This window comes from Fontivita pretiosa (assembly GCF_050410795.1).
In the GTDB taxonomy this organism is placed as follows: domain Bacteria; phylum Planctomycetota; class Phycisphaerae; order Tepidisphaerales; family Tepidisphaeraceae; genus Fontivita; species Fontivita pretiosa.
On sequence record NZ_CP191258.1, the window covers coordinates 3,666,598 to 3,680,891 of the forward strand.

Here is a 14,294-nt window from a genome sequence, read left to right on the forward strand (position 1 = left end):
GCGGAACCTTGCCGCAGCGGCCTCACGATGCGTGTCGCGCGAGCTGTTCGGCCAGAATGCGCTTGAGGACCTTTCCCGTCGGCGAGCGTGGCAGGTCGGGGACCAGGTAGATCTCGCGAGGGATCTTCCACTGGACCAGACCCTGCTCGCGACAGAAGCTGCGCAATTCGTCGGCGGTGGTGCTCTGGCCCTGGCGGGTGGTGACGAAGGCGACAACCACCTCGCCACGGGATTCGTCTTTCTTTCCCAGGGCGGCGGCGTCGGCGACGGCGGGATGCCGCAGCAGCACTTCCTCGATCTCCCGCGGGCTGACCTTTTCGCCGGCGACGATGATCATCTCTTTTTTTCGCCCCGTGACGTACAGGAAGCCATCGGCGTCGAGTTTTCCCAGGTCCCCGGTTTTGAAGAACCCGTCGGGTGAGTGCACCGCGGCGGTTTCGTTGGGCAGGTTGTAATAGCCCTTCATGATCATCGGGCCTTTGAGCCAAATTTCGCCGATCTGTTCGGGCGGCAGGGCGTTGCCGGCCTCGTCGGCGATCTTGACCGTCACGCCGGGCAGCGGCTTGCCGACGCTTCCGGCGCGGTGTTCCTGCGGCGTGTTCAGCGACACGACGGGGCTGGTTTCGGTCAGGCCGTATCCCTCATAGAGCGTGACGCCGAAACGCTGCTGGAAGGTGTCGTACAGCACCCTGGGCAGCGGCTCGCCGCCGCTGATCATGGCATAGATGCTCTTGAAATCGTCGGCGCTGGCGCTCTTGAGGTGCGCGATGGCGGCGAACATGCTGGGCACGCCGAAAACCAGCGACACGGCGTGCTCGCGAATGGCGTTGACCGTACCCACGGCGCTGAACCGCGAGAGGTAAATGACCATCGAGCCAAGTTGAATCGGCGCCAGCATCATCGCGGTCATCCCGAACGCATGAAACAGCGGAATGACACCGAGGAACTTGTGCTGGTGCTTGAGGGCGGCGGCCTGGATGCAGGCGTCCACGTCGGAGCGAAGGTTGGCGAAGCTGAGCATGACGCCCTTGGGCACGCCGCTGGTGCCGCTGGTGTACATCAGGACCGCCAGGTCGTCGGGGTTGCGCGGGGGCAGTTTGGGAGTTATGGCGGCCGGGGGCGTGGGGGGAAGCTGGGTCAGGTCGATGAGGTTGAGCCTGGCGTCCTTGAGCCGGGAAGCCAGTTGGGGAATCGTGACTACCGTGTCGATGCCGCTGTCGGCGATGACGTGGGCGATTTCGCGATCGCCCAGGAGGAAATTGATCGGGACGACGGTCTTGCCCGCGGCCAGCGTTCCGTAGAAACTGGCGACGAAGCCGACGCCCGTGGGCAACAGCAGCCCGACGCCCGGCTTGCGGGTCTGCATCGACAGGTACATGCCCAGTCCCGCGGCCATTGCCGCGACCTGCTGGTAGGTGTACTGCCCGCGCTCGTCGATGACGGCGATGGACTGCGGTTGTCGTGCGGCGTGTGTGAGCAGCGGTTCCAGGAGCATAGCGTTTGAGTTTATCCAAAGAGGCACGGATGCGAAACGTCGGGAATGGATCGCGGGGCGAAACAATCGCTGGGGCGGAAAACTGGATGCCGCGCGCGTGTGTCATGCAAAGCGGACGGGAATGTCCGCGACGGAAGCGATGCCTGCGATGGCGGCTGGCGGTGGCGATGGTGGTCGGCGTGGCGATGGTCGGCGGATGCGGTGCGGATCCGAAATCCAAACAGCAACTGACCGCCGGATACGCAGCGCTGGAAAACCGCCAGTACGATCAGGCGATCTCGGGCGCCGATGAGTATTTGCGATCGCACCCGGCGGGGCCGGGTTCGGCCGAAGCACTGTACCTTCGCGGACGGGCGCTGGAGCAGAAGCCGGCGGCCAGCCTCGAGCAGGCGCGGGCGAATCTCCAGGCGGCGCGCGGGGCGTACATCGAAGCGCTGGGCCGATCGCCTTCCCGCAGACTCGAGGCGTATGTGCATACGAGCCTGGCGAACGTCGCGTATTTCCAGGACGATTACCCGACCGCAATCAGCGAATGGACCACGGCGTACGGGATGCTGGAGGATGAATCGATCAAGGCCTGGGTGCTGTATCGGATCGGTCTGAGCCGCCAGCGGCTGGGACAGTTCGCCGATGCCGACGCGACGTTCGCGGCGGTGATGCAGCGGTATCCCAACACCGTCCCGGCGCAGCGGGCGCGCGAGCGGCATGGGGCGCGGGCTTTTAATGTGCAGATGGCGACCTTCGCGCAATCCAACAGCGCCGACGCGGCGATCAACGAGCTGCGCGCCCAGGGCGTGCCCGTGCACAAGCAGATCGATTCCAAAGGCCGAAGCGTCGTGCTGGTCGGGCCAATGGCATCGTATCAGCAGGCGCAGGCGATGAAGGCGCGCTACGCGGGCAAGTATCCGGATGCGGTGATCGTGCCATGAGTGGCATGCAGATCTGATCGATGACCGCAAACACGAAAGATCCAAATGAAGGAGACCAAAGTGAGCAAGCATCAAGAGGCGGGCAAGACCAGCAGGAAACTGAGGGTGGGATTCATCGGCGCCGGTGGCATCGCGCGGACGCACATGACCTATTTGCAGAAGATGGAGGGGGTGGAGATCTGCTGCGCCGCGGATATCGATGAAAAGGCGCTGGAGAAGGTCAAGGAGCAGTTCAGCATCCCCCGCGTCTACACCGACTACCGGGAGATGCTCCGTCAGGAGCATGAGCTGGACGCGGTTGACGTGTGCACGCCCAATGTGCATCACGCCGCCAACACGATCGCCGCCCTGGAGGCAGGCAAACACGTGCTGGTGGAAAAGCCGATGGCGATGAACGCCAAGGAAGCCCAGGCGATGGTCGATGCCGCCAAGAAAGCGGGCAAGGAGCTGATCGTCGGCTTCCAGCACCGGTTCGACGCGCGGACGAAGTTCATCCGCGACCAGATCATTCGTGGATCGTTCGGCAACATCCTGTACGTGAGGGCGCAGGCGCTTCGCCGGCGCGGAATCCCCAACTGGGGCGTGTTCGGGCGCAAGGAACTTCAGGGAGGCGGGCCGATGATCGATATCGGCGTGCACATCCTGGAAACGGCGCACTGGATGATCGAAACGCCGCGCCCGGTCGCCGCCACCGCCAATACCTGGACCTACTTTGGCAACCGCGCGTCGGACGTGGTGAGCATGTGGCCGAACTGGGACTACAAGACCTACACCGTGGAGGACCTTGCGGTGGGGATGATCCGCTTCGAGAACGGGACGATGCTGACGATCGAGTCATCGTTCGTTGCCCACATCGAGAAAGACGTGTTCAACGTGCAGATCATGGGAGAAAGGGGCGGAGCGGTGTGGGAGTCCAGCCAGATCTTCATGGACCATGGCGGCTACATGATGAACATGACGCCAGCGTATCTGCCGAAGATCGATCCGTTCGAGTACAAGATGAAGCATTTTGTGGAGGTCTGCCGCGACGGTCGCAAGAACGAATCAACCGGGGAGATGGGGCTGATGGTTCAGAAGATGCTGGACGGGGTATATGCATCTGCGGCGGCGGGACGCGAAGTGCACATCGAGTGATGCACGAGCGGGAGCTACGCGAGCTGCTCCAGGCGAATCTGGTCTTTGAGGGACTGCACAACATCGCGATCGACATGCCCGGCGAAGGCGGTCATGGCGTTGGCCGCCGCGCACGCGGTGCCCAGGATCGCGGCGAGGGGAAGCTCCTGGCCGCTGGACAGCGCAAAGGCCAGTCCGGCGGCGAAGGCGTCGCCGGAGCCGATCGCGCTGACAACCTGGACTTTCGGCGTCGTCACCCGCCAGAACGATTCTCCGTTGGTCAAAAGAGTATCCTTTGGCCCGCGTGTGGTGACGACCCATTCGGCGCCGCGGGCGATCAGCTCGCGCATCGCCTCGCCAACCGCCTTCTCGTCGGGCAGATCACGCTCGAGGGTGCGCGACAACTCGGACTGATTGGGTTTGACGATGTGGGGACGATGTGGCAGGGCTCGCAGCAGGGGCTGGCCGACGGCGTCGAGAATCACCCGCACGCCATGCCGCGAGGCAAGCTCGACGCAGCGGGCATAGAAATCGGGATCGGCCCCCGGAGGCAGCGTGCCGGAAAGCACCAGCAGTCTGGCGCCGGCCAGCAGTCCCCGCAGCTTGTCCAGCAGTTTCTGATAATCCTGCGGCGCAACCGGTTTGGGTTCTTCGACCAGCTCGGTGGCGGTGCGGGCGGACTGATCGATGACGGTGATGCACAGGCGAGTCAGAGCGCTGACTTCCACAAAGTCGTGAGGCACGCCAGCGGCATCCAGATCCGCGCGGAATGTCCGTCCTCTGATGCCGCCGAGAAACCCGGTGAGCAGCAGCTCGCTTTGTCCCAGCGTGTGCAACACACGGGCGACATTGGTGACTTTGCCCGAGGCGTAGTCGTGGACGGCGGTGGCGCGGTTGACGGCGTCGATCGTCAGCCGCGGGAAACTCATCGTTCGTTGCATCGTCGGAGTTGTGCCCAGGCAGATGATCATGCGACGTCGCTGGAACCGGTGATTGGGCAGAATCTGCCCGGTGCCGTGCCGGGCGTCAAGCCGTCGGCGGACCGATAACCGCCATTTGTGACCGCGCCTGCGTAGCGCTGTGTGAGATGCCCGACCGGCGGCTTAGCTGCTCGCCCGGAACGGTCGATAAATCCTGCGAGATGCCGACAGGATGGTCGAAAGCGCTGGGACGGGGCCGGCAGCGCGGCTGGCAGATCGCTTCGGTGCTGTGGAGCGACTCCAGGCAGTCGGTCTGGGCGATGGCGGACCAGGCGGTGGTGAGCCTGGGCAACTTCGCCGTCAACATTCTGCTGGCACGCTATTTCGCCCGGCAGCACGACGTGGCCACGCTCGGGGCCTACTTCATCCTCATCGAGCCGATGCTGCTGCTGAACAGCATTCAGGCGGCGATGGTGGTGTATCCGCTGACGGTTCGCGGCGCGGTGCTGGACGCGCCGGCGCTGGGACGACTGACCAGCCTGTCGCTGGCGGTGACATTGCTGGCCTGGCCGGTGCTGGCGCTGGGGCTGTTGCTGACGAGCCTGATCGCGGGGATGGAGCTTGCCGTGGGACTGTGGGCGGCGGCGGCACTGCTGCTGTGGCAGATGCAGGAGACGGTGCGGCGGGCATTGATGGCCCATCTGCGATTCCGCTTCACGCTGATCGGGGACTGCATCGGATACGCCGGCCTGGCGGCGGCGGTGGTCATGCTGGCGGGCAACGGCAGACTGACCCTGCCGGCCGTCTTCCAGGCGATGGCACTGACCATGGGCGTGGCAACCCTGGTACTGGGCTGGCGAGTGGGGCTGCATCAGGTTTCGGCATCGCAGATCATCCCGTTCCTTCGGCAAAGCTGGGAATTGGGACGGTGGATCCTGGCGGGCAATGTGCTCAACGTGTTCGGCGGCACGCTGTTCAACTGGAACCTGGCTTGGTGGTGCGGTAAACAGCAGCTTGGCGTATACGCGGCGGTGACCAACGTGCTGCGGCTGGCCAATCCGCTTTCGTTCGTGGTCTCGACGCTGATCATGCCCAACGCGGCGCGCACCTTGCGCCAGCAGGGAATGCGCCGCGCCAAGCGCGTGATGCATCGCTTTGGCCTGCTGGGCACGCTGCTGCTGGCGCCTTACCTGGGGCTGCTGCTGATCGCACCGCGGACCGGACTGGCCATCTTCTACGGCTGGGATTCCACCTATGTGCAGCACGGGCAATACGCGCAGGTGCTGCGGATCGCCGCGCTGGTGATGGGGCTGAGCTTCGCCATCACCGCGACGGGGGCGCTGCTCAACGCGGTCGAGCGCACACGAGCAACCTTCGTGTCGCAGCTTCTGGCGGCGGGGGCGTACGTGCTGGTCGCCATGCCGCTGACGGCGGCGTTTGACCTGATCGGCGCGGTGGCAGGATGGCTGGTGGCGGCGACGGTGCAGGTCGCGGTGCAGGCGTATGCCGTGAAGAAACTGCCCGATGAACCGCAGGCCGCCGGCATGACGCAGCAGATCGCACATCCCCAGCCCCAAGCGCAGCGTCTCGCGGCGGCATGAGAACCTGCATGGTTGTTCCCATCTCCAGGGAAGCGCGCAGACGATGGTGCCGTTGAACCGTGAATTGGCGGGCCGGGCACACGTGTCTGGGTTTGTCACGCATACCGGCAGCGGTTTCGATCGTGTCACGAGCGTCCCGCCTGTCGTTTATACACATCTCAGACCACCCGCGTTTTTCTCTCAGACTCGCAGGTGCGTGCGATGAAAGCGGAGAAGAGCCAACTGTGACATGGCTGTCCCGGCCATGCGCGGTGCGATCGAATTCGAGAGTCCGACATCCCGGTTGTTCACGACGTCATGCCGCTGGGCACGTCCCGCCCGTGCGAGCGGTTGGCGCAAGGGCGGAGCCAACTGGTCCTTCGCTGGCCAGATGGTATCTTTCGCTCCAGCACATCTCGGTCGGATTTCTGCCAGGATGGTGATCGACCGGATGGCGCGAAGACGAAATGTACACCTCCCTGCTGGCCATGCTCGCGCTGATCGCTCTGGTGTGCACAGGGTGCGTTCATCAATCGCAGCGGCATCCCCTGCAACTGCACCCGGAGAACCCGCATTACTTTCTGTTTCGCGGCCGGCCGACGATCCTGATCACCTCCGGCGAGCACTACGGCGCGGTGCTCAACGCGGACTTCGATTTCGTCAGATACTTGAACACGCTGGCAAAGGACCGGCTGAATCACACGCGGATGTGGGTCGGGGCGTATTGCGAGTATCCGGGCGCGCTGAGCATCTCCGGCAACACGCTTGCGCCGGCGGCGGGACGGTTCATCTGTCCCTGGGCACGAAGCGACCAGCCCGGCTATGCCGGTGGCGGCAACCGCTTCGACCTCTCGCGCTTCGACGAGGCCTACTTTCATCGCCTGCGGCGATTCGTCTCCCATGCATCCGAACGAGGCATCGTCGTCGAACTCAACCTCTTCTGCCCGTTCTATCAGGACCAGATGTGGGCCTTCAGCCCGATGAACGCGCAGAACAACGTCAATGGCCTGGGCGGCGTGGGACGAGACGACGTTTACACGCTGGACAAGCACGGCGGGCTGCTGCCGATCCAGGAGGCGATGGTGCGCAAGGTCGTGGCCGAGCTACGCGACTTCGACAACATCTACTTGGAGGTGATGAACGAGCCGTACGTGTGCAACGTGCCGATGGACTGGCAGCGCCACATGATCGATGTGATCGCCGCTGCCCAACGCGACGTCGGATCCAGGCATCTGATCTCAGTAAATGTGGCCAACGAGAAGGGAAAGGTCCAGGATCCTCATCCGGCGGTGTCGATCTACAACTTTCACTACGCCTGGCCACCGGATGCGGTGGCGATGAACTACGACCTGCGCGCGGTGATCGGGGAGAACGAGACCGGCGGCCGGCAGCAGCACGACTTCTACTACCGTCGCGAGGGCTGGGCGTTCATCCTCGCCGGCGGAGGGCTGTACAGCAATCTCGACTACTCGTTTGCGGTCGGACACGAGGACGGGACGTTTGTCTATCCGCGCGCCCAGCCCGGCGGAGGCTCGGCGGCGCTGCGGCGGCAGCTTGGCATCCTCAGTGATTTCATCCACGGCTTCGATTTCGTCCGCATGTCGCCGGATCCGCAGGTCGTACACGATCTGAATCCCGGCAACGACATGGCAGCCTACGCGCTGGTTGAGCCGGGGCGGCAGTATGCGATCTACTTTTGCAGGCTCGGGCAGGAGTCGCCGACGGAGCCGACGACTGTCGTGTTTTCCCTCGACCTGCCGGGGGGACGCTATCGCATCGACTGGATCAATACGCTGAACGGCGAAGTGGAGCAACAGGAACAGGTCGAGCACGCGGGTGGCGCGCGGCCGATGTCATCGCCGAGATTCGTCGGGGACATTGCACTGCGAGTTGTGGCGCGACAATAGTGTTATTGCGGCGGGACGTCCGCTTGCGTCCACGCGCCGTCAATCAACCGCCAGGTGCTTCCCGTCGGGTTCTTGTTCCGCAGCAGTGGGGGCAGGCGATGTTCTCTGACGTTATCGTAGCAATGAAGCATCGCAAACCGCCGCAGCGACGCGGGGATTCCCACCGCGGTGAAGCCGGGATGTCCCGTGGCTGGATATGGCCCGCCATGATTCATTGCGGGGCTGACCGCCACGCCCGTGGGCATCTTGTCATTGAGCAGTCGTCCAACACGCCACCGCAGTCGCGGGGCCAGCGCATCGTACATCGCATCGTCGGCGCCGTCGGTCGCGGAGTAGATGCAGCCGGTCAGGTTGCCTTCAAGACGATCCAGGATCTGTTGAATCTGCTGGACATCCTTGGCCAGCACGAACAGCGAGACGTTGCCGAAGGCTTCGGTCTGAAGCTTTTCGGGATTGGCGAGGAATCGATCGCCATCGACGCGGAGCAGGGTATTGGCGAAGCGGATGGGCGGGGCCGGGAGTGGCTGGCCGCCGGTGATCAGCGACGCGCCTGCGTCGCGAAGCGTGGCGACGCTGCGGGCAAGCGCCTGGCAGACGCCCGAGCCCAGCAGCGTAGTCGGCGGGCGCGATTCGAACCGCTGTTTGACCAGTCCGACGAATCGTTCGGCCGGCTCGCCGGCCAGCAGGATCACCAGCCCGGGGTTGGTGCAGAACTGGCCGCTGCCCAGCAGGCAACTGTCGGTGAATTCATCGGCAATCTTCTCGGCGCGCTGCTGGATGGCTGCGGGCAGGATCAGCACGGGATTGATGCTGGACAACTCAAGGTAGATGGGCTTGCCGGCGGCGTCGGCGGCGGCCTTGAGCGCCAGCCCGGCGCGGCGGCTGCCGGTGTAGCCGGTGCCGCCCAGACGCGGATCGGACACCAGCCGCTGGCCGTCTTCGTGGCTGATCCTGTAGATGAGCTGGACGGTGGCCGGCGGGAGCTGCGCCTCGTGCACGGCGGCCAGCGCCTGCTCGGCCAGAAGACGCGTTGTGCCCGGGTGTCCGGGATTGGCCTTGGCGATGACGGGATTGCCCGCGGCGATGGCGGCGGCGAAGTCTCCGCCGGCGATCCCGTTGAACGCCAGCGGAAAGTTGTTCGGCCCGAACACGCACACCGGCCCCAGCGGCGCGTAGCATGAGCGGATGTTCAGTTTGGTGTCGATCGTGGGCAGCGCCCAGGAGCCTTCGATCGCCGCCTGAGCGGCCTGGCGAAGCTGGTTGGTCGTGCGCGGCAGCTCGACGTCGGCCAGTCGCGGGGATTTGGGCAGGCCGGTCTCCAGATGGGCCATTTCCACGATCTGGCTCTTGTGGGATTCGATTCGCTCCGCATAACCTCGCAGAAGCGCCGCGATGGATGATGCGGGAACTGCCCGAAGTGCCGCCGCCGCTTCCGCGGCCGCAGCCAGCGCCGCATCACAATCCTCCCAGGTGCTGATCGGGTACGCCTCGGGCAATGGCTCGGCGGTGGTGGGGTTTTGCGCGTGGAAAGTGCCGGCGGCCCGCGCCGCCCGCCACTGTCCAGCGATTAACACCGGTTGTTCTGCCATGGAATCACCTGATCCTGTTGCCGGCAGGTTGTCGGAGTGTCAGTTCAGTTGCGGAGGATCTCGACGACGGCGGCCATGTCCTGTTCCCCGTGCCCGGCGGCGATGGCGCGTTTCATCAGTTCCAGCGCGGTGGCGGGGGTGCTCAGCGTCAGCCCGCGCTGCCGCGCTTCGGACAGCGCGTAGTCCAGGTCCTTGGCCATCAGTTTCAGCAGGAAGTTGGGGGTGTAGTCGTGTGCGGCCATGCGGGCGGCGACGACCTTGACCACCGGCGAGGCGGTGGCGCCGTTCAGCAGCACGTTCAGCGCCTTCTCACGGTCGAGCTGTTCGTTTTTGCCGGCCCACTCCAGCAGCGCCATGGCCTCGGCCAGCGCCGCGACCTGCACACCGGCCATGAAGTTGTTGATCAGCTTGACCATCGCGCCCGATCCGCAGGGACCCAGGTGATGGATGCCTTTGCCCATGACTTGCAGGACGGGCCTGGCGCGCTCCAGCGCCGCGGGATCTCCGCCGACCAGGAAGTTCAACTCTCCCGACTGCGCCTGTGGCTTGCTGCCGGTGACTGGGGCATCGAGCAGGTCGCAGGCGACTTTTCTGGCGGCGGCGTGAAGCTGGCGTACCCAGCTCACCGAGAGGGTGCTGGACTCGATCAGCACGCTGCCCGGCCTGGCCCCGGCCAGCGCGCCGTCTTCCGCGAGCCAAATCGCTCGTGAGGCGTGATCGTCGGCGACCATGCTGATGAGGATGCTGGCCTGGGACGCGGCCTCGCGAGGCGTGCGTGCGGCGCGTGCGCCCTGTTGCACCAGCGGCTCGGCCCGCTGCGGACTGCGATTGTAGACCACCAGCGGAAAGCCCGCCTCAAGCGCCCGCCGCGCCATGCCCGAACCCATGATCCCCAGTCCCATCACGGCTACCGTTGGCTTGTTCATTGTTGTGTCCCTGTTGTTGGGGGCTGATTCACCAGCCGCCTGTCCGGCCGATTCCCGGGATGCGGCCACACAGATTCTGCGAAGAACCCACTGAAGTCAAAACCCGTTTTGCGCGATCTGCACGGCCTTGAGCATGGCCCGGGCCTTGTTCATGGTCTCTTCGTACTCGTTTTCCGGGACGGAGTCGGCGACGATGCCGGCGCCGACCTGCACGTCGTACACGCCGTTTTTCCACACGATCGTTCGCAGGGCGATGCAGGTATCCATGTTTCCGGCGAAGTCGATGTATCCGACGGCGCCGCCGTAGGGTCCACGGCGGGTGGGCTCCAGCTCGTCGATGATCTGCATGGCGCGGATTTTGGGCGCGCCGCTGACGGTTCCGACCGGCAGCGAGACGCGCAGGGCGTCGAATGCGGTCATGCCCTCAGCGAGCTGTCCGGTGACGTTGGTGGTGATGTGCATGACGTGGCTGTAACGCTCCACCGTCATCACGTCGTCCACCTTCACCGTACCAACCTTCGCCACGCGACCGATGTCGTTGCGGTGCAGATCGACCAGCATGATGTGCTCGGCCCGCTCCTTGGGATCGGAAAGAAGCTCCTGTTCCAGGGCCTTGTCTTCTTCGGGGGTGGCGCCGCGTCGTCGCGTGCCGGCCAGCGGACGCGACGTGACCACGCCGTCCATCACCCGGCAAAGGATTTCCGGGCTGGATCCGATCAGGGTCACCACCGGGCTTTTCAGGTAGAACATGAACGGCGAGGGGTTGATGATTCGCAGCGCCCGGTAGACGTCGAATGGCGATGCTTCTGACTGCACCCGCAGCCGCTGGCTTGGCACGACCTGAAAGATGTCGCCGGCGCGAATGTACTGCTTGCTCTTCTCCACCGCCTGCTCGAACTGCTGGCGGCTCATGTTGCTGCTGAACGGCAGTGTCAACGGCTGTTCGGTGTCGATTTCGCCGAGCCTGGAAACCGGCGGCTGAGAGAGTCGCTGCACGATCTCGTCCACCCGATGGCAGGCGTCGCGATACGCCCGTTCGGTTGAGTTGCCGCTGCCCGCGGGCGACTGTTCATGGGCCACACATGCATTGGCCACCACCTTGATGGTCTTGTCCACGTGATCGAAGATGACCAGCTCGTTGTACAGGCCGAACAGCAGATCGGGCAGGTGGCGGTCGTCGCGCGGCGGGTTGGGCAGCTTTTCGCCTTCGTAGTATCGGATCATGTCATAGGCGGCGAAGCCGACCAGCCCGCCGGTGAATGCCGGCAGGCGCTTGTCGCGGTGGTAGCGTCGCGGGGGCAGCAACTTCTGGAGGTCGGCCAGCGGGTCGGTGGTGACAAACTCCCTGGGTCTAGCCGGCGGCTGGATGATCGCCGCCTTGCCGTCGAGCACGAAATAGATCAATGAAGGTCCGGTGGCGATGAAGCTATATCGCCCGATGCGTTCGCCGCCGACCACGCTTTCCAGCAGAAACGCGTTTTCGTCGCGTCCGAGGACTTCGAAGGCGGTCACGGGGGTGAGGTGGTCTGCCAGGAGCTGGCGGTAGACGGGGATCAGATCGTGGGTGCGGGCGATCTGTGCGAACTGTTCGGCATCGGGAAAATAGCGGGGCATGAGAGTAAGGTAAAAGGTAAAAGGAAAAAGGCAAAAGGCACGAGCCGCCAGACTCGCGGTGTTGCCAGGGGTGTTTGCCTTTTGCCTTCTTGCTCTTACCCTCTTTGTCATGCCATTCGAGATCACGGTCTTGCGCGACTTTTCCGCATCGCATCAGCTTCGGCTGTACGATGGCTCGCTGGAGCCGTTGCACGGGCATAACTGGCGGGTGTTGGTGACCGTTTCGGCCCAGACGCTGGATTCCATCGGCGTGGTGATGGACTTTCACGAGTTGCAGCGTAGGCTTGACCAGGTCCTTTCTCCGATGCAAAACCGTCATCTGAACGATCTTCCGGAGTTTGCAACGTGCAATCCGTCGGCCGAGCAGCTCGCCTGGCATGTGGCGCGGTCGCTGCAACTGCCGAACCACGTGGCCTTGCGCGCGGTAGAAGTCTGGGAGACGCCGGATTGCCGGGCTATCTGGCGCGCCGGATGATCCGGCACGGGGCTTAGGCCGGGGCGGTTGCCGATTGACCGCCGTGGCATCGGGAAATACGATTCATCGGACACCAAAAGCCGCTGAAATCCGATCATGAAGTGCGACAACTGCAAAAACCAGGCGACCGTACACCTGACGGAGATCAGGAACGGCAAGAAATACGAGAAGCACCTGTGCGAGCAGTGCGCCGCTCAGATGGAAGGCCTGCCCGTCAAAAGCCACACGCCGATCAACGAGCTGCTGACCAATTTCGTTTTGGCGCATTCGGGGCAACTGGTTCGGGAACAGACGCAGGCGTGCGAGGTGTGCGGGATCACCTGGGCGGAGTTTCGGCAGAATGGGCTGTTGGGTTGCGAGCATGACTACGTGCTGTTCGAGAAGGAGCTGACGCCGCTGCTTCAGCGGGCCCACGAGGGCGCCACGCACCATTTGGGCAAGGTGCCGACTCGTCGGGGCGGCAGCGCCGCCGTCCCCGCCAAGCGCCAGATCGACGTGGCACGACTGCGCAGGGAGCTTCAGCGTGCCGTCGAGGCCGAGGATTACGAACGCGCCGCCAAGCTCCGCGATCAGATCCGAGAGGCGGAAGGATGAACAACGAGAAAGTCAGAAGGCAGATTGTTGAAGGATGAAGATCCAGCCGCGTCGGTTTCTTCATCTTTCATCCCTGAACCTTCTTCCTTTACTATGAAACTCAGTGACCTGACATCCAGGGCGGGCGAGTGGTTGCGGGGCGTGGGGCCGATGAGCGAGATCGTGATCTCCTCGCGCATCCGGCTGGCGCGGAATCTGGCCGGGCAGCGGTTCCTCACCCGCATGACGCGTCACCAGCGACAGGCGACCGAGGCGAAAATCCGCGACACGATTCTGGCGGCGAATCTTTCCAGCGAGATGCTCTATGTCGATCTGGAAACCGCTCCGGAGGTCGATCGCCAGCTTCTGGTCGAACGCCATCTGATCAGCAAGCCTCACGCCGCCGCCGAGGGCGCCCGCGGCGTGGCGATCGGGGAGAATGAGACCCTCTCGATCATGGTCAACGAGGAAGACCATCTGCGCATTCAGGTCCTGCGCAGCGGGCTACAGCTCGAGGAAGCCTGGGAACAGATCAACGCCGTCGATGACAAGCTGGAGGCCAGGCTGGATTTCGCGTTCCATCCGCGCTTCGGGTATCTCACGGCGTGCCCGACCAACGTGGGCACGGGCATCCGCGTGAGCGTGATGCTGCACCTGCCGGCCCTGAAGCTGACCGGCGAGATCGAGAAAGTCTTCCGCGCCGCCAAGGACATGCGTCTGGCCGTACGGGGGCTTTACGGCGAGGGAACCGAAGCGACGGGCGATTTCTATCAGATCTCGAACCAGACGACGCTGGGCAAGAGCGAGGAAGAGATCATTTCCGACTTCAAGCACGTGGTCATCCCCAAGATCATCGATTACGAACATCACGCCCGCAGGACGCTGCTCAACGACCGCACGGTGGCATTGGATGACAAGGTGTGCCGGGCGCTGGGGGTGCTGCGCTCGGCGAGGCTGCTGACCAGCGAGGAAGTGATGTTCCTGCTCAGCCACCTGCGGATGGGGATCAACCTTGGGCGAATCAAGGAGATCGATATCCGCACGATCAACGAGCTGTTCCTGTTGTCCCAGCCGGCGCACCTTCAGAAGCTTCAGGGCCGCAAGCTCGAGGGCGACCTTCGCCGCGCCGCCCGCGCCGACTTCATCCGCCAGCGGCTCAATGGCAACTGACTC

General features: G+C 64.1%; 12 protein-coding genes. 7 read left to right on the forward strand and 5 right to left on the reverse strand.

What is annotated here, in order from left to right; all coding sequences use genetic code 11:
- Window positions 1–22: 22 nt before the first annotated feature.
- The gene (locus ACQS5P_RS14805) at window positions 23–1,495 is read right to left on the reverse strand and encodes a class I adenylate-forming enzyme family protein (RefSeq protein ID WP_428937391.1); all 1,473 of its coding nucleotides are present in this window, start codon (window positions 1,493–1,495) and stop codon (window positions 23–25) included.
- Window positions 1,496–1,581: 86 nt separating this feature from the next.
- Here ACQS5P_RS14805 and ACQS5P_RS14810 point away from each other — a divergent pair, with 86 nt between their 5' ends.
- The gene (locus tag ACQS5P_RS14810; RefSeq protein WP_428937392.1) at window positions 1,582–2,424 is read left to right on the forward strand and encodes an SPOR domain-containing protein; all 843 of its coding nucleotides are present in this window, start codon (window positions 1,582–1,584) and stop codon (window positions 2,422–2,424) included.
- Between the two features lie 60 nt (window positions 2,425–2,484).
- Window positions 2,485–3,558 carry a Gfo/Idh/MocA family protein gene (locus ACQS5P_RS14815; RefSeq protein ID WP_428937393.1) on the forward strand — a complete coding sequence of 358 codons (1,074 nt, stop codon included), beginning with the start codon at window positions 2,485–2,487 and terminating at the stop codon, window positions 3,556–3,558.
- A gap of 14 nt (window positions 3,559–3,572) precedes the next feature.
- On the opposite strand, the gene ACQS5P_RS14820 is transcribed toward ACQS5P_RS14815, so the two are convergent.
- On the reverse strand, window positions 3,573–4,508 hold the full coding sequence (locus tag ACQS5P_RS14820) for a 1-phosphofructokinase family hexose kinase (protein WP_428937394.1): 936 nt from the start codon (window positions 4,506–4,508) through the stop codon (window positions 3,573–3,575).
- Between the two features lie 170 nt (window positions 4,509–4,678).
- Between ACQS5P_RS14820 and ACQS5P_RS14825 the strand changes: the two genes are divergently transcribed.
- Together ACQS5P_RS14825 and ACQS5P_RS14830 are read left to right on the forward strand one after the other, a co-directional pair.
- Window positions 4,679–6,058, forward strand: coding sequence for a lipopolysaccharide biosynthesis protein (locus ACQS5P_RS14825; protein ID WP_428937395.1), 1,380 nt, complete (start codon window positions 4,679–4,681; stop codon window positions 6,056–6,058).
- A 446-nt stretch (window positions 6,059–6,504) separates the two neighbouring features.
- A complete protein-coding gene (locus ACQS5P_RS14830; protein ID WP_428937396.1) occupies window positions 6,505–7,944 on the forward strand; it encodes a hypothetical protein in 1,440 nt (479 codons plus the stop codon).
- A gap of 2 nt (window positions 7,945–7,946) precedes the next feature.
- Here the strand turns inward: ACQS5P_RS14830 and ACQS5P_RS14835 are convergent, their stop codons facing one another.
- Genes ACQS5P_RS14835 through trpE form a run of 3 tightly spaced genes read right to left on the reverse strand, consistent with a single transcriptional unit; the run spans window position 7,947 to window position 12,073 of the window.
- A complete protein-coding gene (locus ACQS5P_RS14835) occupies window positions 7,947–9,533 on the reverse strand; it encodes an aldehyde dehydrogenase (NADP(+)) (protein WP_428937397.1) in 1,587 nt (528 codons plus the stop codon).
- Between the two features lie 44 nt (window positions 9,534–9,577).
- Entirely contained in the window at window positions 9,578–10,528 is a 951-nt protein-coding gene (locus ACQS5P_RS14840; RefSeq protein WP_428937398.1) for an NAD(P)-dependent oxidoreductase, read from the reverse strand.
- A 27-nt stretch (window positions 10,529–10,555) separates the two neighbouring features.
- Window positions 10,556–12,073, reverse strand: coding sequence for an anthranilate synthase component I (trpE, locus tag ACQS5P_RS14845; RefSeq protein ID WP_428937399.1), 1,518 nt, complete (start codon window positions 12,071–12,073; stop codon window positions 10,556–10,558).
- A gap of 109 nt (window positions 12,074–12,182) precedes the next feature.
- Between trpE and ACQS5P_RS14850 the strand changes: the two genes are divergently transcribed.
- The 3 genes from ACQS5P_RS14850 to ACQS5P_RS14860 all read left to right on the forward strand — a co-directional run bounded on the left by ACQS5P_RS14850 (window position 12,183) and on the right by ACQS5P_RS14860 (window position 14,291).
- Window positions 12,183–12,548 carry a 6-pyruvoyl trahydropterin synthase family protein gene (locus ACQS5P_RS14850; RefSeq protein WP_428937400.1) on the forward strand — a complete coding sequence of 122 codons (366 nt, stop codon included), beginning with the start codon at window positions 12,183–12,185 and terminating at the stop codon, window positions 12,546–12,548.
- A gap of 96 nt (window positions 12,549–12,644) precedes the next feature.
- On the forward strand, window positions 12,645–13,142 hold the full coding sequence (locus ACQS5P_RS14855) for a UvrB/UvrC motif-containing protein (RefSeq protein ID WP_428937401.1): 498 nt from the start codon (window positions 12,645–12,647) through the stop codon (window positions 13,140–13,142).
- A 93-nt stretch (window positions 13,143–13,235) separates the two neighbouring features.
- Complete coding sequence (locus ACQS5P_RS14860; RefSeq protein WP_428937402.1) at window positions 13,236–14,291, forward strand: protein arginine kinase; 1,056 nt, start codon at window positions 13,236–13,238, stop codon at window positions 14,289–14,291.
- Window positions 14,292–14,294 lie beyond the last annotated feature (3 nt).